A 25915-nucleotide genomic window follows, 5' to 3' on the forward strand; every position below is an offset into this window, starting at 1 on the left:
CCTGAGGTGTTATCTTCCTATCTGAGGGGGCCAACACCCGTGGGAGGCACCAACCGGAACGGGGCGGGGAACTGGCACCGGCCCGCCAACCCCGCGAGCCGGTGAGCGGGCTGGGCGGGCCTCGGCTGCCGGTGATCGGTGCCCATCGGCAACCGCACCGAGGGGGCGCCGACACGGACGGAACCGGGAACGATATCGGAACCGGGAACGATATCGGTAACGGTATCGGCATCGGTAACGGTATCGGTAACGATAACGGTCATCACAACTCCTTTCCTGCTGACCTGACACTGGAGCCGAGCCATGAAAGCCGATGAAATTCAAGAAAAGGCAGCCATGAAAGAGAACTTGGGAGAATGCGGCTGCCACTTTGGAAACAACCCCCATGATTCCCTGCGAGGCACGACCACGGCGCCGCGCCACACGGAGCACCCGGGTGCGGGGCGTGCGATCGGGGTACTGTCGCCGGCCCGGTATCCCTGGACTCGTGCAACCGGCACGCGGCGTGGGCATCGAGCGCCAACCTGACCCACCTGACCGCACACGTGGGTCCGAGACCGGGCGGGCAGGCGCCACTCGGCTACGGTGCTATATGCCCTTCGATACGCCTTTCCACATATCTTTCCCTGCTGTTGCCCTGACTTTCGGCGTCGCGGGCGGCCTCATCACCTTCGCGGCCACCCGGGCCCGCCGCACTTCGGAGCGGGTGCTTCTGGGCCTGGTCTGGCTCTGGGCCGCCGGCGTCGTCTGTCTCACCTTCGGCACGCGCTCGGGCGGCGGCCAGGCCGTCAATTTCGCCCTGCTGGACATCGGCAACTCGGCCGACATCGTCGATTTCCTTTTGAACATGGCCCTGTTCCTTCCCGGCGGAATCCTTTTCGCCACGCTCGGCTGCCGCTGGTTCACGGCGGGGCTTCTCGGCTTCCTCGGCTCCTTCGCCATCGAGATGACGCAGTACCTCGTCCGTTCCGGACGCACCTCGGACATCAACGATCTGCTGTCCAACACCCTCGGCTGCCTCTTCGGCTACGCCTGCGCAGCGGCCGTCATCAGCGCCGTTGGCCGGACACCCCGCGGCGATCGGCACTTCCGCCTCGACGACCAGTCGACCTCACCGGCACCACTGAGCCGGACCGGAACCGGACCCCGCTAGAGCGAGACGCGCCCCCGGGAGCGATACGTCGATGACAGGGGACGGTCGAGGGCGGCACTGGCGGTGCCGGCCCCCGGCCGGGCCAGGCGCTGGGGCCGCACTCAGTCACAGCTGTCCGGCACCACCGTGTATGCGCTGCGCCATAATTCGAACATGTGATGCAATTCGAGGGTGACGCCCTACGCCTTCCCCGAAGACCTCCTGCAGGCACAGCGCGACTGGTACGCCGTGTACCGGCGGCTCGCCGCGACCGACCAGCCTGCCCAGACCACGATCCTGCGGCGCACGCTGCAGCGGCTGTCCGTGCAGATCACCACGCACCCGTACTGGGCAAGCATCCCCGGCCGGGCGCCGGCCGCCCGTATGGCGTTGAAGCAGGAGACGTGGGAGTCGGCGTAGCGCTGCACCTCCTCGCCTCGCCGATACCGCGCGACGTCCCCGTCCCGCTCAGGGCCCCGCAGATCGCCTCACTGGAGAAAGAGTCCCCAAGCGCTGTCGAGCGACCAGCTTTGCCAGCTGAAGGCGAGCAGCGCTGTGACTGAGATCAGCGCCATCATCAAGTTCTGTCCCTGCTCCGCCCAGTCGTGGATCATCAGCACGAGGTAGATCAGGTTGAGCACCGTCCCGGCGACCAGGGCCACGGGGGTGAGGAAGCCCGCGATCAGGCCGAGGCCGAGAGCCAGCTCCGCCCAGGCGACGAGGTGCGCCATCAGCCGGGGATGCGGCTTCACGATCCGGTCGAAGCCCGTCCGGACGGTGGGCCAGCGATGCTCGGCCGCGATGCCCGCCGCCCAGGTGATGCCGCCGCCGGCGAACCAGCTCTTCTTGTCCTTGTGGCGCCAGCTCTCCAGCCACCACAGGCCGAGGCCGATGCGGAGAACGGCGAACCACTCGGCCCCACTGAGCCAGATCGTTTGCATCTTGCCCCCTCAACCGGACTGAACTGGCGCTGCGTCAGTTCAGCGGAGATCCGTCGATCCCGCAAGAGCCGGAGTTCTCAACTCCTCCTTGCCGTCGCGGGGTGGGTTCCATAGCCTGAAACTGATGGAGCGTCAGATTCGACGTCAGATTCAATCCCGATGAACCGGCAGGCGTGGGGGTACAGCGTGATCAGCAACGAGCGCGGCACGAAGGAACTTCCCAAGGTCATCAGCGTGGATGATCACGTGATCGAGCCCGCGCATCTCTTCGAGACCTGGCTTCCGAAGAAGCATCGCGACAAGGGCCCGAAGCCCTTCACGGCCGGCATCGGCGAGCTGCAGTACATCGGCGGCAAGTATCGATTCACCACCGACCCGGACGGCCAGATCACCGACTGGTGGGAGTACGAGGGCCTGATCTTCCCGTACAAGCGCATCATCGCGGCCGTCGGTTTCTCCCGCGACGAGATGACGCTGGACGGCATCACGCGGGAGCAGATGCGGCGCGGCTGCTGGGACCCCAAGGCCCGGCTGGAGGACATGGACCTCAACCATGTGGAGGCGTCGCTCTGCTTCCCGACGTTCCCGCGCTTCTGCGGGCAGACCTTCGCGGAGGCCGAGGACAAGGAGGTCGGGCTCGCGTGCGTCCGGGCGTACAACGACTGGATGGTGGAGGAGTGGTGCGGGGACAGCGGCGGTCGGCTGATCCCGCTGTGCCTCATCCCGTTGTGGGATGTCGACCTGGCCGTGGCCGAGATCAAGCGGAACGCCGCCCGCGGCGTGCGCGCGGTGACGTTCAGCGAGATCCCCACGTACCTGGGGCTGCCGTCGATCCACTCCGGCTACTGGGACCCGTTCTTCGCGGCGTGCGAGGAGACCGGCACCGTCGTCAACATGCACATCGGCTCGTCGTCCCAGATGCCGGCGGCGTCGCCGGATGCGCCGCCCGCCGTCCAGGCCTCGCTGAGCTTCAACAACGCGATGGCCTCGATGATGGACTTCCTGTTCAGCGGCGTCCTGGTGAAGTTCCCGCAGCTGAAGCTCGCGTACAGCGAAGGGCAGATGGGCTGGATCCCGTACGCCCTGGAGCGCGCCGACGACGTGTGGGAGGAGCACCGGGCGTGGGGCGGGGTGAAGGATCTGGTGCCGGAGCCGCCCTCGACGTACTACTACCGGCAGATCTTCTGCTGCTTCTTCCGCGACAAGCACGGCATCGACTCGATCGAGACCGTCGGCGTCAACAACGCCACCTTCGAGACCGACTACCCGCACGTCGACTCGACCTGGCCGCACACGAAGCAGGTGGCGGCCGAGCATGTGGCGCACCTTCCCGAGGACGTGACCTACAAGATCCTTCGCGGCAATGCCATCCGCATGCTGGATCTGCCCTTCGACCGGGATTGATCGGCTGCACGGCGCACACCGATTCCCGTCCGGCACCGTCACCGCATGGTCCGCCGGTGCCGGACAGGTCGCGGTGAGCCGCTACATCCAGCCGGCGGTCTTGGCACCGGCGACAGCGGCAGCCTCAGCTGCATCCGCCTCGGCGTTCAGCGCCTCGCTCCTGCCCATTCCCTCCCTCCCCGCGGCCACTCCAGCAGCCAGAGATGCCTTGAGGGCCGAGTGGTACGCGGCATCGGAGAGTTCGCCGGCACCGTGGGACTGGGCTACCTGGGCGGCGAGAACGGCGGCAGCAGCCGCGTTCCTTGCGCGGCGGGCGTCTGCCGCAGGGTCCGGGGCGCTCTCGGCGAACGCGGCGATGCCCTCAGACGACAGGCGGACGGCGTTGGCGGCCCTTGAGGCCGGCCCGATCGGTACCAACCTGGCCTGGTCCTCCCCGACGCCGGCATAGCGGCAGGCGGCCGTGGAGCGGTCATAGGCGCTTCGGGCGCGTGCAGCGTGACTTTCCCTGAGAGCCTCCTCGGTGCTCGTCGCTGGCGCTTCCTGGATGAGGGCCTGAGAGGTGCCCGGCTGCTCATCTCCGTTGGACTCGCTCATCGCCGACTCCTTGTCTGTCAGAGCGACAGTGGTGCGTGAAAGGGGTTCCGTTGTCGGGCTTCGGACCATGCATCGGCCAATGCTTCGGCCGGCGCCGAGCAACGGTGTCGCGCAGGGTGGCATCTTGAGCTTCAACAGACCAGAGCGGCGGGCGAACCCATTGCTCGGACGGCGGCCCCGGAACGCGGAGGTCATGCCCGACGGGTGCGGCCGAGACGTCACGGTTTCGCTGTACCCCGCGGACAGGCGATCAGATGCGCATCCTTGTCCAGAGGCGCTGGTCACCCTCACCCGCCGTTATGTGCGTGACGCCCCGGGCTCGTTCGGCAAGGCACTGCTGGCCGAGCGGTACCTGAATCCCCACCTGCGAGAGCACCCTCGCCGACGGGTCACCGAGGCGAGATTCGGCGCCCGGTTCGCTGTCGACACGCAGGACCTCATCCAGCGCTTCCTCTACACGTTCGGCCTCTGGGAGCCCCACATGACGCGCTGGCTGCAGCGCCGACTGCAACCGGGGGACACGTTCGTCGACGTCGGAGCCAACATCGGTTACTTCAGCCTGCTCGCCTCGCAGTTGGTCGGGGGAAAGGGCCGGGTCGTCGCCATCGAGGCCGCTCCGGCCTGCCACCGCAGGGTTCTGCAGCACGTCGAGATGAACGGGTGCATCAACGTCCGTGCGGTCAACGCCGGTGTCTCCGATGACCAGAAGACCTTGACGTTCATCCTCGCCAGCTCGACCAACTTGGGAGCTGCGAGCATCGTTCCTTACGAGGGTCTGGCCGAGTCCACGTTCGATGTCGAGGCGTACCCGCTGCCCGATCTGCTGGACCCGGAGGAGATCACCTCTGCCCGGGTGATCAAGATCGATGTAGAGGGCGCGGAGGGCGGCGTGGTACGAGGAATGGCTCCGATGCTCGACAAGCTCCGGCCGGATGTGGAGATCACCGTCGAAGTGAGTCCCGACCGGATGGAACGGTTGGGGGACTCGGTCACGGAGCTGCTGGAGACGATGCGGGAGCACGGCTTTCACACCTACCGCCTGGCCAACGACTACGCCCCGGGGAGCTACCCGGCCGCGCTGCGGCGCTCCACGGTGGTGCCGGTGCGATGGCGGGGGCCGGTCGTCGACGAGAGCGACCTGATCTTTTCCCGAGTCGACGCGGAAACGCTTCCCTGACGTGGTGCTGCTCCGGCCCTCAGAACGTCTACGAGGCGCCGGCCGATCGGTGGCGCCGGTCCATCGGTGGCGCCGTCAATCGGTAGAGGGATAGCGCCACCGCAGCCGCGCGAGCTCGCGCGCCCTGGCCTCGGCGACCGCCATGCGGGCAGCGCGCTCCGCGGTGTCGGTGTGCGATGCCTGGCTGGTCGCCTGACCAGGCCACTTGCGGTAGAGCAGGCCCACCTCGGGCGAGAACCAACCGCGGCTCGTGGCGTTCAGGGCGAGCAGCAGCCCGGTGTCCTCCGAAGCCGGAAGGGCCATCCATCCGCCGAGAGCGAGGAGCAGGTCACGGCGGACGAAGAGCGTCGCAGGGTGGACCTGGGCGCGGAAGCCGTTCGCCTTCCAGAATTCGAGTACGGCGCCGCGCTCGATCGGCCCCGCCTCAGGGTCGCCGGGAAAGCCGGCAGTTGAGCCGTCGGGCAGCAGATCCAGGACGCGTGAGGTCGACCAACCGATAGCCCGGTCGCCTTCGAGGGCGGCGAGGTCGCGGGCCAGCGTGCCGGGCAGCAACTGGTCGTCGGCGTCCAGGACCTTGACGTACTCGCCGTCCGCCTGCGCGAGGGCGATGGTCCGGGCGACGCCGGGGCCGCCGGCCCGTCCCTGACGGAAGGTCACCCGTGCGTCATCGGGGACGTAGGGGGCGACCTCGTCGCTCGTCCCGTCCTCCTGGATGAGCCAGCGCCACTCCCACCCGTCGGGTAGTTCCTGCTCACAGAGCGACTTGTACGCGTCCGGCAGGAACGTGGCCGATGGCGCGTGTACGGCAGTGACGATGATGATGCGCCGGCGCACGGCACTCACCACCTTTCCAGGGGAGTGGTGAAGTGCAGTTCTGTGCGGTCGCCGGGCAGCGTGACGTCGGTGACGTCCACGGCGCGGCCATTGATGTCGTACGAGATCTTCCGAAGCAGGAGCACCGAGGTGCCGGGCGGCAGCTCCAGCTCCGCCGCCTCTTCCGGGGTCGGCGGGCGGGCCGTGACGTGTTCTTCGACGCGGTCCAGTTCGATGCCGACGGTGTGGAGCTGGGCCTGAGAGCCGCCCGGCCAGGGCTCGTTGGTGTCGTCCAGGAGGTCGGGGTTCCCCGCGACCATGTCGCGGACGAGGTAGGAGGTCACCAAGCTGAACGGGGCGCTCTCGGCCGCGCACCGCGTCCTGTAGGTGCGTTCGAGGAGGGCTGTGCCTTCGTCGATGCCCAAGGCCTGCGCGATGCTCTTCTCCGCCTTGATCTCGCGGTATGACGCGTGAAACACGAGGTCGTTGCTTTCAAGTCCGGTGTCGTGCTCGGTGGCGCCTGTCCGCGCCCGCTGTTCCTCCGGCTGGCGCGCTCGGCCCTTCTCCCACTGGTGTCGGAGATTTGTGCGCCGCGCCATCGTTCGGGACCGGCGGACGAAGGTGCCGATACCGTGCCGCTTCTCGATGAGCCCTTCGTCGCGCAGAACCCGGAGTGCGTTCTGGACCGTGGGGACGCTCTTCTTGAACTCCTCGGCGAGCTGTGTCTCCGAGGGCAAGCGGTGGCCGGGCTTCAGCTGACCTGTGCGGATGGACTGGCGGAGCTTGTCCGCGATCCGCTCGTACGCCGCTGCCATAGGCGCTCACCGCTCCATCGTCTGGTGCCCCCGGCCCGTTCGCAGGCCAGGCAGTTTCAGCTTACGACTCCTAATGAGGTCTTGATGAGTGGAGAAAGGTGAATGCCAATGGGGTGAATGTCATGGTCATGGCAAGAACGGGCGATCTGAGGGCCTGATGACGGACCTGGGGCGGAGACCATGCCCACGCCGTTGTCGCTCTCCGCAGGACACGGAAACGCCCGATCGCTGGCGACGGGGGATGCACCAGCGATCGGGCTATGGCCCAGCCTAACAAGGCTGTTGGGGCGGTGGGAGTCGACTGCTCCTTTGTCGTGCAGAGTTGTGACGGCTGTCACGTAACGTGCCTCGGGAATACAGCTGTTGGCGGTAATTCGGCCCGGGTCCGCTACCGGCCGCAGGGAGGCTCGTACGACAGACGGGGCAGATACTCCTGCCAGATTTTTGGTGTGAGTACGCCCCGAGTCGTCGAGCAGATACGACGAACGGCTTCGCCTGCGTCCAGGTTCCACAGTCGGAGGGTGTCGGCGCCGCTCGACACCCCGAGCATCCGGCTGTTGGGACTGAACGACAGGAAACTGCCTGTCTTGGCGTTGGGGCTCATCGACTGACCGATCGGAGTGGCCCTGGACGGGAGGGTGACGTTCCAGGCCCTGACCATGTCGTCGTTGCCGGTGCTCGCCAGGGTGCGGCCGTCCCGGCTGAACGTCAGCGACACGATCGCTCGGGTGTGGCCTGTGAGGGTGGCGAGGCGGGTTGCCTTGCGAGGGTCGGTGACGTTCCAGAGCCGGACCGTACTGTCGTCGCTGCCGGTGGCCAATGTGTGGCCGTCCGGCTTGTAGGCGAGCGTGTTGACGGGGCCCAGGTGCCCCTTGAGGGGCGCGCCGAGCCGGGCGGCACGACGCGGGTCGGCCGCGTTCCAGAGCCGGATGGTGCCGTCCGCGCTGCCGCTGGCCAGAGTGCGGCCGTCCGGGCTGAAGACGAGGGCGTTGACGTAGCCCGTGTGGCCGGTGAGCGGCGCACCAAGCGGACGAAGGTGGGTCGGGTCGCTGACGTTCCACAACTGGATGGTGCGGTCGTCACGGGCGGTTGCCAGCGTGTGCCCGTCCGGGCTGAACGCCAGCGCGCCGGGGCCCGCGAATCGTGTGCGCAGCGCCACGGGTGGCCCGTAGGGGACGGGCCGAGACGGCTCGGTGACGTTCCACAGTTGCACGGCGCGGCTTCCCGTCAGCACCGCGAGTGTGCGGCCATCGGGGGAGTACGCCAGCGAACGCACGTCACCCTCGCCGGGCATGAACGGTTTGCCCAGCAATACGGGTCGGTCGGGAGTCTTCACGTTCCACAGCCGAACCCTTTCGTCGCGCGAGGCTGTGGCGAGCACCCGCCCATCCGGGCGGAACGCTCCGATTCGGCCGATCATGTCCGACGTCGGAATCGACCACAGACGGACCTTGTTGTCGCCGGCCCCGGTGGCGAGGGTTCGCCCATCGGGGCTGAAGCCCACGGCGTACATCTCGCCGCTGCTGCCCGCGAGGGGTTCGCCGACCTGCGACGGGGATGCCGGATTGCTGACGTTCCACAGGCTCGCCGTGCTGTCCGCACTGCCGGCGGCGAGCCGGGTTCCGTCGGCGCTGAAGGCGACCGACCACACCGGACCGGTATGGCCGGTGAGCGGCGCGCCGAGCGGCTTCGCGTGACGTGGGGCGGCCACGTTCCACAGCCGGATGGTGTCGTCCGCGCTGCCGCTGGCGAGAGTGCGGCCATCGGGGCTGAAGGCCACGGAGTGCACCGTGCCCGTGTGGCCGGTCAGCACGGTGTCGATCGGCGTCGGATGACGAGGATCGGCCATGCCCCAGAGCCTGGTCGTGTCGTCATCGCCACCGGCCGCCAGCGTCCGTCCGTCGGGACTGAACGCCAACGAGCGCACGGCGGCGGTGTGGCCGGTCAGACTACCGAGCGACTTCGGCCGGCCCGGGTCGTCCACGTCCCACAGACGAACGGTGTGATCTGCATTGGCCGAGGCGAGCGTGCGTCCGTCGGGGCTGAAGGCGAGCAGGGAGATCGTGCCGCCATGGCCGGCCAAGGGCGCACCGAGCGGCCGCGGGTGGCGGGCGTCCCGCACGTCCCACAGCCGAATCGTGCCGTCGTCCCCGGCGCTGGCGAGGGTGCGGCCGTCCGGGCTGAAGACCGCGCTGCTCACCCAACTTGTGTGGCCGGTGAGGGGCTTGCTCAGCTGTGTGGGGTGAGTCGGGTCTGCCACGTCCCACAGCCGGACGGTCCGGTCGTAGCTGGCGGTGGCCAGGATCCGCCCGCTCGGACTGAACGAGGTGAGGTAGACGGCGCCCGTGTGGCCGAGAAGCGGCGTGGCCAGCGGGGCGTTCACGATCGAGATCAACCGGTTGTTGGTGCCCTCGTCGTGCGGCCGCAAACGGTGTGCCACCAGGTCGAGTTGGGCGGACAGCGACGGATCCGTGTACTGGACGCGATCGGCTTCGGCGACCACCTGCTCGAACACGGCATCGTCCCGCTGCTGCCACCCGACCACCGCCGAACCGACGGCCAGGATCGCCAGGACGACCAGCGCCGACACCGCACCACGGCTGATCCAGACGGTGCGCCTGCGCAGCCTGACCGAAGCGGCCAGGAATTCCACCGCGCCCCGGGTCAGAACGGTGTCACCGGCGGAATCCGCCCAGCTGCGGGCCTGCTCCAGACGGGAGCCCCGGTAGAGCAGTGAGGTATCGCGGTGCGAGTCCTCCCAGGCCCTGCCGTCCTCCTCCAGTCGCTGGCGCAGCAGGTGGTCGCTTCTGTTCTCGTCGATCCAGTCGCGCAGACGTGGCCAGGCGTGAAGCAGCGCTTCATGCGTGATCTCCACGGTCTCCGCGTCGAGAGTCACCAATCGGGCGCGGACCAGTGCTTCGAGCGACTCCTCCGTCTTGTTGGGGTCCGTTGACTCCTCCGCCAGTTGGCGCCGCGTCCCCCGCCGACGGGTGGCCTGGGTGTCTTCGCCCAGTCGCACCAGCCTGAGGAGGAGCAGTCTCGCGGCCGTGCGTGCTGTCGGGTCGAGGCCGGACCAGGCCTGCTCGGCGGTCGCCGCCACCGCTCCCTGGATTCCGCCCGCAGCGCGGTAGCCGGCCAGCGTCAGCCTTCCCGTCTTGCGTCGCTGCCAGGTGGCGAGCAGGGCGTGGGACAGGAGCGGCAGCACCCCCGCGTCGTGCGCCCCGCGGGGGCCGTCAGTGCTCACCTCCCGGACGATCAGCTCCGCCAGCCCCGGTTCGAGTTCCAGACCCACGGCCTTGGCCGGGCCGCTCACCGCTTCGCGCAGCTCCGCGGTGGTCAGCGGCCCGAGCACCATGTGCCGGTGCTGCAGCGCGTCGGCCAGTTCGGGATACCCGAGGCACAGATCGTAGAAGTCGGCGCGTATGCCGAGGACCACGAGCACGGGGGCTTGGTCACCCGGGCCGGAGGGCGAGCACGCAGCGTGGAGGAGTTGGACGAAGGTGCGCCTGCTCGCCTCGTCGGCGCAGAGGGTGAACGCCTCCTCGAACTGATCCACGATGACGACCGGACGGGCGGCGGAGGATGCCACGCGCCCCGCCCATGCCGTGACGGCCTCCCGCACCGCGTGCGCGAACTGCGGAGATCCGGGCTCTTTCGCCGTCGGTTCCTCCGTGGCGTCGACGACGTGTGCGAGCTCCGGGATCCGGCGGGTCAGCTCCGCGAGAGGATCGCTTCCCGGCACGAGCTGCAGCACCTCCCTCGCCTGGCTGTCCTCGTCGCCCGGTGCGCCGTTCTGCAGTGCGGGCACCAGCCCGGCGTTCAGCAGGGAGGATTTCCCCGCCCCCGAGGCGCCCACGAGCATGAACAAGCCACCGGTCTTCTCCACGGAGCGGAGCTGAGCAACAAGGGCATCCGTGCTCCGCTCTCGGCCGAAGAACCACCGGGCGTCTTGCCGGCGGTACGAAGCAAGCCCCCGGTACGGGCACACACCACCGGGGACGGTCGTGGCGTCGACCGAGGGGCGTTCCCCCTCTTCCCCGGATGTGGGGCGCTCGCCCGCAGGGTCGGCCACCGCGCGCTCCCACAGGCGCTGCCACTGGGCCATGTCGTACAGGCCCGTGGACACCGGCGCGGGCCGCAAGCGCCGTGCTTCGGGGATCAGGATCTGCAGCACCGCTGCGAGCGCGGCAAACTGGGCAGGCACGTTCCTGGCCCGTCGCCAGTCGCTGATCCGCTGAGCGGAGACCCGCACGGGCCGCCCTCGCTCGTCGACCCGCTGAAGCCGGACGACGGCCTCGGCCACGCGCTTGAGGGGAGGGTTGCCGGCCTCCTTGTACAGCAGCGCGAGACGTTCGGCGAAGGCTGTGCGTGTCCCTGAGTCGGAACTCAAGGTCTACCCCTAACTTCCCCCGCGCCTGGACATCCGGACCGGAAAACCCACCTTATATGGCTGACCTGCGGTTAAGGAGTCCGGACGAAGCCGGAACCTCCCCGGCTGGAGCCGCAGCTGGCAGGATCACGTCGCAGTCGAGCATCAACCGCGCGTCGGTCGGACAGGCCACCAGCTCAGCGCTCGGAGAGTCAACTCTTGACGCCGCATGTTCTCGGCCGGCTTCCGCCGGAGTTGCGAGACGGTGGCGACGGTCTCGTCGCATGAGCTTGAGAGATCCGTGGAGCCGGTCCCGTCCGGACTGCGCCGCCCCCACCGTTCGGCACCGGTCCCCACGAGGGGAGGGACCGGCGCCGAACGACGCGGCGTGCGGAGGGCGTGCAGGCCGGTACCCGGCTGTCCGACACGGTCAGCGATCACATGCCGCTCACATCGCCGCAGTTCCGCGGCACCGCCACGCAGCCGGACAGACCAACAACCATCGAAGTCAATGCAGTCGATGTTAGGTTACCCTCACTAAGGGATGATGATATGTTCTTTCTCCGGAGGTGAGTGATGCGGGCCGTGCCACGTTCAGCGCTGGTCGAAGCGACCATCGAGCGCTTGAAGACGCAGATCGTCACCGGCGCCTGGCCGGTGGGCAGCAAGATCCCCATCGAGGACGAGCTCGTGGAGCACCTGGAGGTCAGCCGCAGCACTCTGCGGCAGGCGGTGCAGGCGCTGGTGTACGTGGGCTTGCTGGAGACCGCGCAGGGCAGGGGGACGTTCGTGCGTGGCGCCCACGAGGTCGATGCCGTGCTGACCCGTTATCTGGCCGACGCCGACCTGCCGTATGTGCTGGAGACCCGCCGCGGCCTGGAGGTGGAGGCGGCCGGCCTCGCGGCCGAACGCCGTAGCCAGGCCGACCTGGACCGTATCGCGGCTGTGCACGAGCGTCAGATGGCCGCCCACCGGGAACGCAGGGGCAGCGAGTTCAGCCGGGCAGCGGTGGATTTCCATCTGGCCGTGGTCGAGGCGGCGGACAACCCCGTGCTGTCCCGTCTGTACGGCAGCATGCTCGGCTCCGTCCGGGAGTCGGTCCGGCTCGGCGGGCTGCACCGTCCCGAGGAGCACTATGGCGACCCAGGTCACGCCCGCATCCTGGAGGCCATCGGTGACCGTGACGGGCAGGCCGCGAGGGACGCGGCAGCCGACCACCTCACCAACTTCCTGACCGCGATGCGGCAGCGGGGCACGCGCCGGACCGGGCAGGAGGGCGCGCAGTGACGGATCAGGCCACCCACGACACACTCCCGAGCCGGCAGACCGTGCTGTTCACGCGCGGTGCCGTGGCCGCGTCCTGCCTGGGGATGGTGATCATTGGCGCGCTGCTGGCCCTGCACGGGCCGGTGGTCCCCGCGCTCCGTGAGCGCTTCGGCTTATCGGAATCGACGGCCGGGCTGGCCTTGGCGTCCCAGTCGCTCGGCGCGGTCCTCGGCGTTCTCGGCTTCCACGCCATCCACCCCCGTATCGGCAACCGAGCGGTGCTCGTCTGGTCGTATCTGACGATGCTGCTCGGCACCCTCACCTTCGGCCTGTCGGGTTCGTGGCCGATGATGCTGACCGCGGCGGTCATCACCGGGCTCGGCCTGGGCGGCGTCGACTTCGCCATCAGCCGCCTGTTCCTCATCGGGCTCGGCGCACGCGGACCGGTACTGCTCAACGTCGCACACGGCTGCTTCGGCCTTGGCACCGTCCTCGCACCCGCCGTGATCGCCGTCGTAGGCCCCGATCACTACGGTGCCGCGTTCGTCGTCGTCGGGTTGCTGACCCTGATTCCGCTGGTCTGCATCCGCGGCGTACACCCACGCCCCACCCCGGCCCAGATCGCCGGCGAACCCGCCGCGAACTCCGGGCGCGCCCCCGAGCGCCGTCTCGCCGTCGTGCTCGGCGGTTTCGTCGCCGTCTACATGCTGCACTTCGCGGTGCAGAGCGGCATCGGCAACTGGGAGCCCACGCACCTGCAGGAGCTCGGCCACGGCACGACCGCCGCGACCGCCGCCACGTCGCTGTACTGGCTGGCCATGACCATCGGCCGTTTCCTGGTCGCCCCGCTCGCCCGGCGCTGGTCGGCCGCCACCATCGTCACCACCGCCTGTGCCCTGATGACGGTCAGCGTTCTGTTGGTGCCGGTCACCGCCCTCACACCGTGGGCGTACGTCGCTGCGGGGCTGTGCATCGGGCCCATCTTCCCCAACGGCCTGACCTGGCTCAACCAGACGACCTCGGCCGCCGGCAACGCCATGGCCTATGTCATCGCCGCGGCGATGCTCGGCGCGGTCGCCTTCCCGCCCGTACTGGGTGCGGGCATCCAGAGCTACGGCGTCGGCGCCCTGCCGGTCATGCTGTCCGTGCTCTCCGTACTCACCCTGGCCATCAGCATCGCCCTCGCCGTGCGGTCGCGGCGCGGGCGCCCGGGGCACGATCTTCCCCCTCTCACCGACGGCCTTTCCGGCGCCCATGTGCCGGCAGAGGCCCCGATCTCAGCAACAAGCAAGATGAGCAGGATGAGCAAGAAAGGTGCGTCATGACCAAGCGTTGGGTGGCAGGATTCCGTAGCGCGGTGATCAGCCCGTACGAGGAGATCCAGATCAGCCAGCCGCGCGGCTTCAGCGACCAGACGGTGCGTCAGGTGCTGCGCCTGGCGGGCGGCGGGGAGCGGATACGGGTGCGCCTGACCAACCGGTACGGTCGCGCCCCGCTGACCGTATCGGCCGCGCGGGTCGCCGAGCGCAAGACCGCCGACGAGATCATCACCGAGACCGATTCCGGGCTGCGGTTCGACGGCGCCGAGCAGGTGACGATCCCCGCCGGTGGTGAGGTGGTCAGCGACCCGGTCGACATGAGCGTTGAGGCCGGCACCGACCTGGTGCTCAGCCTCCACCTGCCGGCCGAGACCGGTCTGGCGACCTTCTCGCATCAGCCCGTCGAGACGACCTACGTGGCGGACGGAAACCAGGTCGGTGCGGCAGGGCTGCCCGGGGCCGAGCAGGTCGAGGCACGCTTCTACGTGACCGGGATCGACGTGCTCGCGCCCGAGGACACCGCGGTCGCCGTCGCGTTCGGAGACTCATGGTTCGAGGGTCTCGGTACGACGCTCGGTGCCAACCGCCGCTCCGTCGACATGCTCAACCAGCGGCTGACCCGCGGCTGGGTCGTCAACCAGGGGATCGCCGGAAACCGGCTGCTGACCGACGAGATCGGCGAGCACGCCCTGGCGCGCTTCGAGCGGGACGTGTTGGCGGTGCCGGGCGTGACCCACGTGCTGGTGAACTTCGGCATCAACGACCTGGGCCTGCCCGGCATGGCCGGGTTGCCGCCCGCCACGGCCGAGGACCTGATCGCCGGGTTCACCGAGCTGGCCCGCCGTGCGCACGATGCGGGCCTGGCGATCCTCGCCGCCACCGTCGGTCCGCTCGGCGGCGCGATCTACCCGGGGCACAGCACCCCTGAGAGCCTCGCCAACCGGCGACGCGTGAACGAGTGGATCCGTACGAGCGGTGTCTTCGACGCGGTCTTCGACGTCGCGCGCGAGGTGGCAGACCCCGACAGGCCGGACTACATCCACCCCGACCTCGACAGCGGGGACGGCATGCACCTCAACGACGACGGGGCCCGTGCCATGGCCGCGGCGGTCGATCTCACGTCGCTCGCCCTCTGACGCTGGCGTCGCGCCGGTAGGCCGGCGATCCCCCGGCCGGCCTGCCAAGCCGCGCGCCAGCGGCGGGCGGTCCCGGTCCCGGACGGCATCCGGGACCGGGACCGCCGTGCCAACCCGCTCGTTCCCGCGGCGGCCTCCCGGAGCCGTACGGTCAGTGGAACTCTCTCCTGGCGGAGGCGGCGAGATGTTCGGCCAGCGGGTGCGCCCCCTGTTCCGGCAGGGCCAGTGACACCTGGACCCTTGGGGCGTTCCGCAGCGGCAGGAACACGACGGAGGGGTGGCTCGCGCGCTGGGCGGCGATCTCGGGCACGCTGCCGATGCCTTGGTCCGCGGCCACAGCCTCCAGCCACTCGTCGTAGTTGCTGCATGAGGCGGCGACCTCGGGGCGATGATCGGCGGGCCAGAGTTCCGGGGTGGTCGTTCCGCTCACCGTGTTCTGGACCAGTGGCCAGTCCGCGAGTTCACCCCACTCCACGAAGTCGCGCGACGCCAGCGCCGAACTTCGCGCGACGGCCGCCACCCGCTGCTCCTCCCACAACGGGATAGTGGTGATGGGCAGTCCAGGAGAGACACCGCGAAGAATGGCGACGTCTGCGTGCCCGCTCGTCAGTCCGGCCGTGGTGGTGTCACGGCGTACGAACTCGAACTCCACTCCGGCGTCCTTCGCGAATGCTGCGGTGAAGCGGGAGAATTCCTCGGGCAGAAGCCAGCAGAAGCCGACCCGTAGAACCGACACCGAGCGGAGTGTGGTGATTGCCCGGTTCAGGTGGCCGAACATTTCCAGCAAATCCGCGTGGAAGCGTGTGCCTTCCGGGGTGAGGCTCAGACGGCGCGTCGAGCGTTCCAGGAGCCGTGCGTTGAGCGCGGCCTCCAGACGTTGCACGCTACGGGAGACAGTGGATTGGGTGAGTTGGAGACGCTGCGCCGCGTCAGTGAAACTACCCTCTTCGACAACCGCCAGAAAACACCTGAACTGCGACATCTCGACGCCGATGTCCTGGGTGTATGAATGCACCTCGGAGCGCATTATTGAATCCCCCCTGCGCGCTGTACGGTGGTAGCCAATTCACCCAAAGGAAGGGTGAATATCTTTCGGCGACGCTGCCGAAGCGGAGTGGCGTATTCCAACCCGCCTCATTGCGGGCGACAAATGCGATGCTCCTTGCTGTGCCTTATACGCCGCCCCCCCGCCTTGAAGCGTATATGCACATGCCGGGTCGAGTGTGGAGCCCAACGACCAGCGCGGCAGAGGGCTACCGCCACCCGTCAAGAAACCTAGCATCTGGACGATAGGGGGGAGTATGCGCGCCAAGCGTGCACGTATCGGGATAGTCGGCATGGGGCCGAGAGGTACATCAATCCTTGACCGTATATTTGCAAGTTCTATACCTTCCGGGTCGGTCGAGCGCCTCGTCATCCATGTTGTGGACCCCTATCCGCCGGGCCCGGGAAAGGTGTGGCGAACGGACCAGCCGCATTCCCTCCTGATGAACACGGTCGCCTCCCAAGTGACACTCTTCACAGACGAAAGCGTCGAGTGCGAAGGGCCGGTTTTCCCCGGACCGAGCCTGCTTGAGTGGGCCCGCGCGGTGGCGGACGGTGAGACCGCGGACAGCCACCCGCCGGACGTCCTGCGCGAGGCCGCGGCCCTCGGCCCGGACTCCTATGCCTCACGCGGCTTGTACGGGCACTACCTCGCGTGGGTATATCGCCACGTGGTGGAGCGTGCCCCCGCCCATGTGACCGTGCGCGAGCACCGCGGCACCGCCACGGCACTGCACGAGGTCGACGGTGCCCAGCAGCTCACTCTCGACGACGGCACGGTACTCACGCTTGACGCGGTCGTCCTCACCCAGGGACACGTCGAGGCGGCCGCCGCCCCGGACGCGCACGGCATCGCCGAGAGCGTCCACCACATGCCGCCCACCAGCCCGGCCGAAGCCGACCTCTCCCGCATCGGCCCTAGGCGACGTGTGCTCTTCCGCGGCCTCGGTCTCAACTTCTTCGACTATCTGGCGCTGTTCACGACCGAACGCGGCGGAGAGTTCCGTACGCACGGCGGCCGCATGACGTACCTGCCGTCCGGCCGGGAACCGATGATGTACGCCGGGTCCCGGCGGGGCATCCCGTACCTGGCACGCGGCGACAACGAGAAGGGGCCGGACGAGCGGTACCTGCCGCTGCTCCTCACCCCCGACGTGATCGAGCGGTTCCGCAAGCGGTCGGAGCACGGGCCGGGGGTGAACTTCCGGGACGAGGTGTGGCCGCTGGTCGCCAAGGAGGTCGAGTACGTCTACTACGTCACGCTCCTCAGTCGGCACGGGCGGGCCGAGGACGTCGCGGCGTTCCAGGAGCGGTTCCTGGTGGCGGAGCACGGCGGGGCCGACGAGCGGCGCGTCCTGGACGACTTCGGCCTGGGCGGTGGCGCGCGCTGGGACTGGGACGACATCGCCGCCCCGTACCGGGACGTCGCATTCGACGACGCGGACCACTTCCGGACGTGGCTGCGTCAGCACCTGGTGGCGGACATCGCCGAGGCACGGCTCGGCAATGTGTCCGGGCCGAAGAAGGCCGCGCTCGATGTGCTGCGGGACCTGCGCAACGAGGTCCGGCAGATCGTCGATCACGGAGGGGTGACCGGAGACTCCTACCGGGACGACGTCGACGGCTGGTACACCCCGCTCAATGCCCTGGCGTCCATCGGCCCGCCGCGCCGTCGCATCGAGGAGATGGTGGCGCTCATGGACGCCGGCCTGCTGCGGGTGGTGGGGCCCCGGATGGTCGTCGAGGCGGACGCGGCCCGCTCCGGCTGTACCGCTCACTCCCCGGAGGTGCCGGGCTCCCGGGTCACGGTGGACACCCTCATCGAGGCGCGGCTGCCCGCCTCGGACGTACGGTGCACCGCCGACCCGTTGGTGCGCCACCTCCTGAGCACCGGCGCCGCCGATCCCTACCGCATCGCCAACCCCGACGGCTCCGCCTACACCACCGGGGGCCTCTCGGTCGACCCGGCACACCACCGGCTGATCAACGCTCAGGGGCAGCCGCATCCGCAGCGCTTCGTCCTCGGCATCCCCACCGAGGGGGTGCACTGGGTGACCGCGGCGGGTGCGCGGCCCGGAGTGAACTCGGTGACCTTGAGCCACGCCGACTCCGCGGCCCGCTCCGCGCTCGAAGCGGCGCTGCGGCACGCGAGCCGGCGGGCGGCATACGCGGTGGTGACCGCGGCGTGAGCGCCGGAGAAACCGTGCGTACGAAGGAGACATCGGCGGACGCGTCCGTGGCTTCGGCGGCGGACGTGATCGGGGAACCGGCGGCGGACGCGACCGCGACGCCGGCGCGCACCGGGATGGGCACGGCCATGAGCGTGGCCTTGGTGACCGTGCTCACCTCCATGCCGCTCTTCCTGGTCGGCGCCACCAGCACACTGCTGGAGCGGGACTTGGCCGGCGGCGCGGGCGCCACCGGTCTGCTCATCGCCGCCTACTGGTCGGCCTCCTTGCTCGGCGCGTTCACGAGCCGCAGGACGGACGCCCCGGTGTCACCGGAGACCGCCATCGCGCTGGCGAGCCTGGCCACCGCGGTCGCCCTGACGCTCGGCGCGTGCGGTGGCGGCCCGGGGCTCGTAGCGGGCAGCGTGATCGGCGGATTCGTCTACGGCTACAGCCAGCCGCACACCAACTTCCTGCTCATCAAGGACTGCGCGGCGCGTGTCCAAGGGTTCGCGTTCGGCCTCAAGCAGGCCGCGGTGCCCACCGCCACGCTGCTGGGCAGCGTGGCGGTTCCGGCGCTGGCCGTGCCCTACGGCTGGCGGGCCGTCTTCGGCGTGATGGCGGTGGGCTGTCTGCTGTACGCGGTCGTCGCACTGTGTACCGCGCGTACCCGGCCGACCGTTCGACGCACCGTGAAAGCCAGCGCTCCGCTGCCCTGGAACACCCAGCTCGTGGCGCTGGCGCTGGCCGGCCTCTGCGGTGCGACGGTGGGCAACTCACTCGGCGGATTCCTCATCGCGTCCCTGGCGCACGACGGTCTGACCCTGTCGTGGGCCAGCCTGCTCGCGGCCGCGGGCTCGGCGGTCAACATCGCCGTCAGGCTGGCGGCGGGCGTGGTCGTGGACCGGCGCGCCCGCGAGCCGCGCACGCTGCTGTGGCAGCTGTTCGCGGTCGGCGCGGTCGGCACGCTGCTGCTCGGACTCGGCGGCCCATGGGCGGCGGCGGTGGGCGCCCTGCTGGCCTTCGGCGGCGGCTGGGGCTGGGCCGGGCTGCTGCACTACGTTGCCGGGGCGTCCTTCCCCGAACAGGCGGCCAAAGCAACCGCGTTCACACAGATGGGGGTCTCGCTCGGTGGTGCCATCGGCCCCATGACCTTCGGTTTTCTCGCCGGCCGGGCGGGCTTCGACGTGGCCTGGCTGGTGCTGACCGGCGTCGGGGTGCTGGCCATGGTGCTCGTCGCCGCCGCGGGTGGCAGGCCCGCACGGTAGGCCGTCCGCAACAGACAGGGCCCCGGACAGGGTGCGCTGGGCAACCGCAGAAGCGGGCCCCGCGCACCCTGTCCTCTTTTCACGGGGGTGCCTCGGGCCGCGCATTCCGCCCATGGATTCGTCACCCGAGACATTCATGCAGCACCTGGATGAATTCCTGGCGTGCATTAATGCGCGCAGCGAATAGGCGGTGCGGAGTAGTCATTTCCCTAAAGTCCTGGGCGGATATAGCGTTGCTTGCATGTTCCACGGGGGTAGTGCCGAAACAGTCTCATCCCGTCGGATGATGACGTTGCCCATGTGTGCCGGCGCGGCAGTACGTACGCAGGCTTTCGCCTGTCGCTTTTCCCAGTCGCCGCCCGCCAGGAGGGTTTGAACCCTTTGTCGTGGCCGGATGGAAGCAAGATTTCTGTCGGCCGGACCTGAGTGGCGCGATTCCCGAATCCCCTTCCCGTTCGTCGCATAGGAGGGCCAGTTCATGTCTCACCAAGGCCAGACCACTCTGGACATCGAAGCCGATCTTGAGGTGAAGTACCAGGTCGACATCACCAACGACATCTTCAATCCGGAGAATCCGCTCCTGTTGAAGAACGTCGACCGCGACCGCCCGGCCGGCAAGCAACTCGTGGTGCTCGACGCGGCACTCTCCGATGTCTACTCGGAGCCGGTCAGGTCGTACTTCGCCGCCCATGGCGTAGACGTCGACGTGCTCGAAGTGGACTCCGGCGAGGTCAACAAGAACCTGGACACCTGCCTTGCCGTCGTCGATGCCCTGGAGAGTTCGGGAGCGCGCCGTCAGAGCAACCCGCCCATCGCCATCGGCGGGAACGTGTTGATCGACGTCGTCGGATTCTCCGCGAGCATCTACCGGCGCGGAATTCCGTGGGTACGGGTTCCGACCACGCTCCTCGGGATGATCGACGGCAGTGTGTCCGCCAAGACCGCGGTCAACCACCTGGGCAACCGGAACCGCCTCGGCACCTTCCACCCGGCGACGCAGACCATCGTCGACACCGGCCTGCTCGTCTCGCTGCCCGAACGGCACATCGTCAATGGGTGCGGCGAAATCCTCAAGATGGCTCTCATCAAGGACAGCCGGTTGTTCTCCCTGCTGGAGGAGCACGGTCCGGCCCTGGTGTCGTCCGGGTTCCAGGAGGCACCGGCAGCGGAAGTGATCACGCGCGCGATCGACGGCATGCAGTCCGAACTGCGCGTCAACCTCTGGGAGAAGGACCTGCGCCGGATCGTCGACTACGGCCACACGTTCAGCCCGCCGATCGAGATGGCGGTTGTCCCCGAGCTGCTGCACGGCGAGGCAGTGGCGATCGACTGCCTGTTCACCGCACTGCTCTCGCACCTCCGGGGCTGGCTGAGCGGCACCGACGTCCAGCGGATCGCCCGCACCATGCACAACGTCGGCCTTCCCCTCGACCACCCGCTCTTCTACGACCTCGGCATGCTGGAGCAGGCGATGCAGGAGGCACGGCTGCACCGCGACGGCAACCTCAACCTGCCGATCATGCGGCAGATCGGCGTCTGCACCTTCACGCAAGAGGTGACCAAGGACGAGCTGAGCCAGGCCACCGCCCTGCTCAAGGCACTTGCGAATTCCGCCGGCGAGGATCTCCCCGAAATCGCCGCGCAGCACTGAATCCCCCCAATCTCGACTGCCCACACACAGGAGGAAGTCGCCTTGCCGGGCCCTGGTTTTGAGTTTCTTGGAGACGAAGAGCGGCACAATATTGAGCAGGTGCTCAAGAATTGGAGCCTCACTCGTTACCTTTCCGACGATCCGGAGAAGCACTCTTTCGTCCGTCGCCTTGAACGTGACATGGAGAGCCTTTTCCGCAGCGGCCCCTGTGTCGCGGTCAACAGCGGCACTTCGGCCCTGGCCGCAGCCCTCGCGGGCCTGGGTATCGGCGCCGGAGACGAAGTAATCGTTCCCGGATACACCTATGTCGCGTCCATTGGTTCCATCGGCCATTTCGGTGCCACTCCGGTTCTGGCGGAAGTGGACGAGACGCTGACGCTCGATCCGGACGATGTCGAACGCAGGATCACGCCGAAGACCCGCGCCATCATGGCCGTTCACATGCTGGGCGCGCCATGCGACATGCGGAAGCTGCGCGACATTGCCGAGCGCCACGGCATATGGCTGATCGAAGACGCCGCGCAGGCATGCGGCGGGAGTTTCCAGGGCGCCCGCCTTGGCACGATCGGCGATGCCGGCGCGTATTCCTTCAATCCCTTCAAGGTCATTACCAGCGGCGAAGGCGGTGTGGCGGTCTTCCACGACTACACGTCCTACGCCCGTGGGTTCGCCTACCAGGACCAGGGCTGGCCTCCCCTCCGCGACAACAACGGCGTGGGCAAGGGCGAAGCCTCGTTCGGCCTCAATCTCCGCATGCCGGAACTCAGCGCGGCCGTCGCCTGCGCCCAGTTGGAGCGAGTCGACCATGTGCTCACGCTGACCCGCCGGATCAGGGACAGGCTGAGTGAACTCATCGGCTCGCACGAGGGAATGCGGCAGCGCAAGCTCAACGACGCCGATGGCGACTGCGCCAATGTGCTGGTCTACACGTTCGACAGCGAGGACCGGGCCCGTCGCGTGGCCGAGGCGCTGCAGACCAAGCCGCTCATCGACTCCGGCCGCCACTACTACGGCAACATGCCGCAGCTGAGCGGCAACTCGTCGATCCGCTACGCGCGCGGTGATCTGCCGCGCACCGACGACCTGCTGTCCCGGTCCGTCGCCATCTCCGTAGGCGTCTCGGACGCACATCTGGGATCCGGGTTCGGTGTGGCCGTCCGGAGCACGGACGAGGACATCGCGCGTGCCGCCGAGAAGTTCAACGCCGCCGTCACGTCCGCGGCCCTGCCGTAGCCGCTGCCTGAGCGGCACATCCTGAGCGAAGGGATAGTAGTGAAGAACAATCTGGACAGCTTTTCCATGGTGGTCCCGGACCTGGCCCCCGCGGTCTCCCTGTTTCACAGTGTGTTCGGCGCGGAGGAGCTGGACCGCGGCACCGTGAATGATCACGGAGCGGCGGCAAGGCAAGCCGTGCTGAGCCTCGATCCGCACACTCGCCTGCGGCTGTTCGAGTACGAGAAGACCTCGGGGTCCCCGTTCACCGCGTCGGTCACCGATATCGGTACAGCGCACTTCTGCTTCCGTGTCGGCGACATCGAGAAGGCCACGCAGTTCATCAAGCACTGCTCGGGAATCAGGGTGCTGGGTGAGATAACGGAGATCCCCGACGGCCCGCTGCGTCATCACAAGTGGGTCTACTTCCGCCTGCCCTGGGGGGCGTTCTGCGAGCTTCAGGAGTGGCCCGAGACGCCGTCCGCCGAGGCACAGCTGCTGTTCCATGACCAGCTTTCGCAGCACAGGTCGCCCGTCCCGACGATGATGGGTCTCGACCACGTCGGCTACAGCGTTCGCGATCTGGAAAGCGCCGTCGAGCTGCTGGAGGGCTCTCTCGGCGGAAAGCGCATCCTCGGGTCCGTCACGGAGGCGGACGAGAGCTTTATGCTCCGGCAGTTCGAAGAGGCTGTCTCGGTCCGGATGAAGATGGCCATGGTGCGCATCGGTGAGCACACCAACATCGAATTGTTCGAGCATGTGGTGGCCGATCGCCGCGGGCTCGCCGAGCGCCTCGACATCGGCAACTCCCGGATGACCTTCGCGACGGAGAATCCGGTGCGTTCCGGTGACGAACTGTCCGAGCGCTTCGGCTTCTCGCGGGTCGGGCAGGGCTCCACGGAACTCCTCGACGATGAAGCCCTGTTCACGTCGCTTTCCGGGTTGGACATCGAGTTCAGCCGGGCCGCGTCGCGCAAGTGAGACGGGTGCACCATGACCGCAGCAGCTCAGGGCTCGATGGCGCACCGGCTGTTCAGTAGCCCCGCCGTGGTCGCATCCTGCGCCGGAATTCTCTTCATCGGCATGACGCAGGCTCTGTACGGACCTGCCATGCCTGCGATCCAGGAACGCTTCGGTGTTTCCACGGCCACCGCGGCGCTGTCGCTGAGCGCACACTTCCTCGGTGCTCTTGGTGGCGTACTCGTCTTCCAGCGCATCCACGAAAAGGTGGGCAACCGCACGCTGCTGCGTATCGCGTTTCTCATCGCGGCGCTGGGGACGATGACGTTCGGTACGTCACTGTGGTGGCCAGTGGCGCTGATCGGGGCGTTCCTCACCGGCATCGGCTTCGGCGGTGTCGACTACGGGCTCAGCCTGATGTTCGCGATCGGGTTCGGCGACCGCGGCGTCACCATGCTCAACGTGTTGCACGCCAACTACGGGGTCGGCTCCGTGCTGGCCCCGATGCTGGTCGGCCTGCTGAGCGCCGACAGTTACCGGGCCCTGTTCATCACGCTGAGCGTTCTCTGCCTCGCGGTGCTGCCGTTCACCGGTGGCGTCCGGCAACGGCCCACCCACCCCTCGATGGCCGAAGAGGAGACGGGGCGCTCAAGCGGGCGGTTCATTTCCGCCGCGCTCCTGGGCTTCATGGTCCTCGGCGTGCTGCACCTCGCCGTCCAGGCGAGCGTCGGAGGCTGGGAACCGACCCATCTGGAGAACCTTGGGTACACCCCGGCATTCGCTGCCACAGCCACCTCCGGCTACTGGCTGCTGATGACGATCGGGCGGGTGTTCGCCGTTCCCGCCACGATGCGCTGGTCCACCACGAAGGTGGTCATGGCCGGCTGCGTGGGCAGCGGTATCTGCTTGCTCGTCGCTCCGCTCGGGGCGGTGGCACCCATCGCCTATGCCGCGGCTGGATTCTTCATCGGCCCCATCCTGCCGACCATGCTGGCATGGCTCAACACGAGTCCGGTGGGGACTCGTCACGCGACCGCGTACGTCATGGCGCCGGCGATGGTGGGTGGGGTTGCATTCCCGCCGCTCGTCGGACAGTTCATCGAATGGGCCGGACCGATTTCGGTGCCGCTTTCGGCGGTGGTGCTGTCCGCATTCTCCGTCTTTTCGGTCTGGTGGATTCACCGTGCGCTGCGTGTACGGAAGGCGACCGAATCCGTACCGGTGATCGGCCTCAAGGATGGTGCGGGCGTAGCCCGTTGACGGCTGTCGGTGCTGCCTGCCTGCGGCGGTGCCCGTGTCGGGCAGGCAGCACCGTGAACAGTCCACAAGCCCACTAATCAGGAGTCATAAATGGGGAAACCACAGAAGGCCACAGACGCGCGGCTTCCGTCACTGACCGGACTGCGATTCGTGGCCGCCGTACTTGTTTTCGTCTTTCATCTGAGCGCTGAGAGGCTGTACGACGACAGCACCGGTCAGGTTCTGTCGAAGATCTTCAACCCGGCCGGTGGCGTCGGCGTCTCGTTCTTCTTCGTCCTCAGTGGCTTTGTGCTCACCTGGTCGTCGAAACCAGGCAGATCCGCCCGTGAGTTCTGGCGTCGGCGCTTTGCGAAGATCTACCCGAACCATCTGCTGCTCTGGCTCCTGACGGTGCCGCTCCTGCTTCTGTTCGGGGAGGAGCTCTATGCGGGTTCCGCCGCCGCCAACTTCGCACTCGTGCAGACATGGGTTCCGCGACTCGACTTCTTCTTCAGCGTGAACCGGCCGAGCTGGTCGCTGTGTTGCGAGCTCTTCTTCTATCTCATGTTCCCGTTCCTGGCACGGCTCGTCGGGCGGCTGTCCCACGTCGGCCAGCGGGCGGTGGTCGCCGTGACGATCGCGGGTGTGTTGCTGATGCCTGTGATCGCCACACTCCTGCCGGATCACCCGAACATGCCGCTCGACGTGTCACATCCCGATGTCGCCAGCGGAGTCTCCGAAAGCCAGTACTGGCTGGTCTACGCGTTTCCGGTGTCCCGCTGCCTGGAGTTCCTGCTGGGTATAGCGCTGGCCAAGCTGGTCAGCAGCGGCCACTGGGTACGGATTCCCCTGGGCTGGGCCACGGGCCTGCTCGTGGCCGGCTACGTCGCGGCCATCTGGTCTCCCGTCCTGTTCGGCCTGGCAGCGATCACCGTCATCCCGCTGGCGCTGTTCATCCCGGCCGTCGTGATGTCGGATCTGGAGGGCCGGCACACGCCCCTGAGAAGCCGGACCATGGTCTGGCTCGGCGAGGTGTCCTTCGCCTTCTACCTGGTGCATCAGACGGTGCTGCGGATCGGCCACGACATGCTCGGCCACGACAGGTCCTGGGACGGCTGGACGGCGTCCGCGCTCGCCGCGGCCTTCGCGGTGCTGACGTTGCTGCTCGCCTGGGCCATCTACCGCTGGTGGGAGATGCCCGCAATGCGCCTGCTGACGGCTCGCCGGAGCCGTCCGGTACCCAGCGCCCCCAAGCCTCCGGAGCCCGAGTTCGCCGCTCCGCCGGTTGCCCAACTGACCGGCGCCGAAAGGAACTGAGGGTACGCCGTAGGCGGGGGCCGTCCGGTACGAGCGGACGGGCCGCGTTCCAGGCAGGCAGGGCTCGTAAGCCGGCTTTGTGTGGCAAGG

Annotated in this window: 20 protein-coding genes; 14 read left to right on the forward strand and 6 right to left on the reverse strand. The window is 68.2% G+C overall.

Annotation, left to right across the window (positions count from 1 at the left end; all coding sequences use genetic code 11):
• Positions 1–592 precede the first annotated feature (592 nt).
• Positions 593–1153, forward strand: a complete 561-nt coding sequence (locus AB0I10_RS25360; RefSeq protein WP_363154907.1) for a VanZ family protein — start codon at positions 593–595, stop codon at positions 1151–1153.
• Positions 1154–1324: 171 nt separating this feature from the next.
• A complete protein-coding gene (locus AB0I10_RS25365; protein ID WP_363154908.1) occupies positions 1325–1552 on the forward strand; it encodes a hypothetical protein in 228 nt (75 codons plus the stop codon).
• Positions 1553–1620: 68 nt separating this feature from the next.
• On the opposite strand, the gene AB0I10_RS25370 is transcribed toward AB0I10_RS25365, so the two are convergent.
• A complete protein-coding gene (locus AB0I10_RS25370) occupies positions 1621–2073 on the reverse strand; it encodes a DoxX family protein (RefSeq protein ID WP_363154909.1) in 453 nt (150 codons plus the stop codon).
• A gap of 159 nt (positions 2074–2232) precedes the next feature.
• Here AB0I10_RS25370 and AB0I10_RS25375 point away from each other — a divergent pair, with 159 nt between their 5' ends.
• A complete protein-coding gene (locus AB0I10_RS25375) occupies positions 2233–3477 on the forward strand; it encodes an amidohydrolase family protein (protein ID WP_363154910.1) in 1245 nt (414 codons plus the stop codon).
• Between the two features lie 81 nt (positions 3478–3558).
• Here the strand turns inward: AB0I10_RS25375 and AB0I10_RS25380 are convergent, their stop codons facing one another.
• On the reverse strand, positions 3559–4071 hold the full coding sequence (locus AB0I10_RS25380) for a hypothetical protein (RefSeq protein ID WP_363154911.1): 513 nt from the start codon (positions 4069–4071) through the stop codon (positions 3559–3561).
• 301 nt (positions 4072–4372) lie between these two features.
• Here AB0I10_RS25380 and AB0I10_RS25385 point away from each other — a divergent pair, with 301 nt between their 5' ends.
• Positions 4373–5248: an FkbM family methyltransferase gene (locus AB0I10_RS25385; RefSeq protein WP_363154912.1), complete on the forward strand. Its 876-nt coding sequence runs from the start codon at positions 4373–4375 to the stop codon at positions 5246–5248.
• 75 nt (positions 5249–5323) lie between these two features.
• Here AB0I10_RS25385 and AB0I10_RS25390 read toward each other — a convergent pair whose 3' ends face one another.
• The 3 genes from AB0I10_RS25390 to AB0I10_RS25400 all read right to left on the reverse strand — a co-directional run bounded on the left by AB0I10_RS25390 (position 5324) and on the right by AB0I10_RS25400 (position 11266).
• A complete protein-coding gene (locus tag AB0I10_RS25390; protein ID WP_363154913.1) occupies positions 5324–6082 on the reverse strand; it encodes a glycosyltransferase in 759 nt (252 codons plus the stop codon).
• 5 nt (positions 6083–6087) lie between these two features.
• Positions 6088–6876 carry a GntR family transcriptional regulator gene (locus tag AB0I10_RS25395; protein WP_363154914.1) on the reverse strand — a complete coding sequence of 263 codons (789 nt, stop codon included), beginning with the start codon at positions 6874–6876 and terminating at the stop codon, positions 6088–6090.
• 388 nt (positions 6877–7264) lie between these two features.
• Positions 7265–11266 carry an AAA family ATPase gene (locus tag AB0I10_RS25400; protein WP_363154915.1) on the reverse strand — a complete coding sequence of 1334 codons (4002 nt, stop codon included), beginning with the start codon at positions 11264–11266 and terminating at the stop codon, positions 7265–7267.
• A 564-nt stretch (positions 11267–11830) separates the two neighbouring features.
• Here AB0I10_RS25400 and AB0I10_RS25405 point away from each other — a divergent pair.
• From AB0I10_RS25405 to AB0I10_RS25415, 3 genes are read left to right on the forward strand one after another with little or no spacing between them, the layout of a single operon-like run.
• A complete protein-coding gene (locus AB0I10_RS25405) occupies positions 11831–12532 on the forward strand; it encodes a FadR/GntR family transcriptional regulator (RefSeq protein ID WP_363154916.1) in 702 nt (233 codons plus the stop codon).
• Positions 12529–13836 carry an MFS transporter gene (locus AB0I10_RS25410; RefSeq protein WP_363154917.1) on the forward strand — a complete coding sequence of 436 codons (1308 nt, stop codon included), beginning with the start codon at positions 12529–12531 and terminating at the stop codon, positions 13834–13836. Before AB0I10_RS25405 ends, AB0I10_RS25410 begins: the two co-directional genes overlap by 4 nt.
• Entirely contained in the window at positions 13833–14966 is a 1134-nt protein-coding gene (locus AB0I10_RS25415) for a GDSL-type esterase/lipase family protein (protein ID WP_363154918.1), read from the forward strand. The genes AB0I10_RS25410 and AB0I10_RS25415 overlap by 4 nt, the downstream gene beginning before the upstream one ends.
• Positions 14967–15117: 151 nt before the next feature.
• Here the strand turns inward: AB0I10_RS25415 and AB0I10_RS25420 are convergent, their stop codons facing one another.
• Positions 15118–15993, reverse strand: coding sequence for a LysR family transcriptional regulator (locus AB0I10_RS25420; protein WP_363154919.1), 876 nt, complete (start codon positions 15991–15993; stop codon positions 15118–15120).
• A 310-nt stretch (positions 15994–16303) separates the two neighbouring features.
• Here AB0I10_RS25420 and AB0I10_RS25425 point away from each other — a divergent pair, with 310 nt between their 5' ends.
• From AB0I10_RS25425 to AB0I10_RS25455, 7 genes are all read left to right on the forward strand, one after another.
• Positions 16304–18199: an FAD/NAD(P)-binding protein gene (locus AB0I10_RS25425; protein ID WP_363154956.1), complete on the forward strand. Its 1896-nt coding sequence runs from the start codon at positions 16304–16306 to the stop codon at positions 18197–18199.
• Complete coding sequence (locus AB0I10_RS25430) at positions 18196–19446, forward strand: MFS transporter (RefSeq protein WP_363154920.1); 1251 nt, start codon at positions 18196–18198, stop codon at positions 19444–19446. The genes AB0I10_RS25425 and AB0I10_RS25430 overlap by 4 nt, the downstream gene beginning before the upstream one ends.
• A gap of 478 nt (positions 19447–19924) precedes the next feature.
• Positions 19925–21097: a sedoheptulose 7-phosphate cyclase gene (locus AB0I10_RS25435; protein ID WP_363154921.1), complete on the forward strand. Its 1173-nt coding sequence runs from the start codon at positions 19925–19927 to the stop codon at positions 21095–21097.
• 42 nt (positions 21098–21139) lie between these two features.
• Complete coding sequence (locus AB0I10_RS25440; protein ID WP_363154922.1) at positions 21140–22330, forward strand: DegT/DnrJ/EryC1/StrS family aminotransferase; 1191 nt, start codon at positions 21140–21142, stop codon at positions 22328–22330.
• A gap of 39 nt (positions 22331–22369) precedes the next feature.
• Complete coding sequence (locus AB0I10_RS25445; protein WP_363154923.1) at positions 22370–23290, forward strand: VOC family protein; 921 nt, start codon at positions 22370–22372, stop codon at positions 23288–23290.
• Positions 23291–23302: 12 nt separating this feature from the next.
• Positions 23303–24529, forward strand: a complete 1227-nt coding sequence (locus AB0I10_RS25450) for an MFS transporter (protein WP_363154924.1) — start codon at positions 23303–23305, stop codon at positions 24527–24529.
• A 90-nt stretch (positions 24530–24619) separates the two neighbouring features.
• The gene (locus AB0I10_RS25455; protein ID WP_363154925.1) at positions 24620–25825 is read left to right on the forward strand and encodes an acyltransferase; all 1206 of its coding nucleotides are present in this window, start codon (positions 24620–24622) and stop codon (positions 25823–25825) included.
• Positions 25826–25915 lie beyond the last annotated feature (90 nt).

It is taken from the genome of Streptomyces sp. NPDC050636, from assembly GCF_040654775.1.
GTDB lineage: Bacteria > Actinomycetota > Actinomycetes > Streptomycetales > Streptomycetaceae > Streptomyces.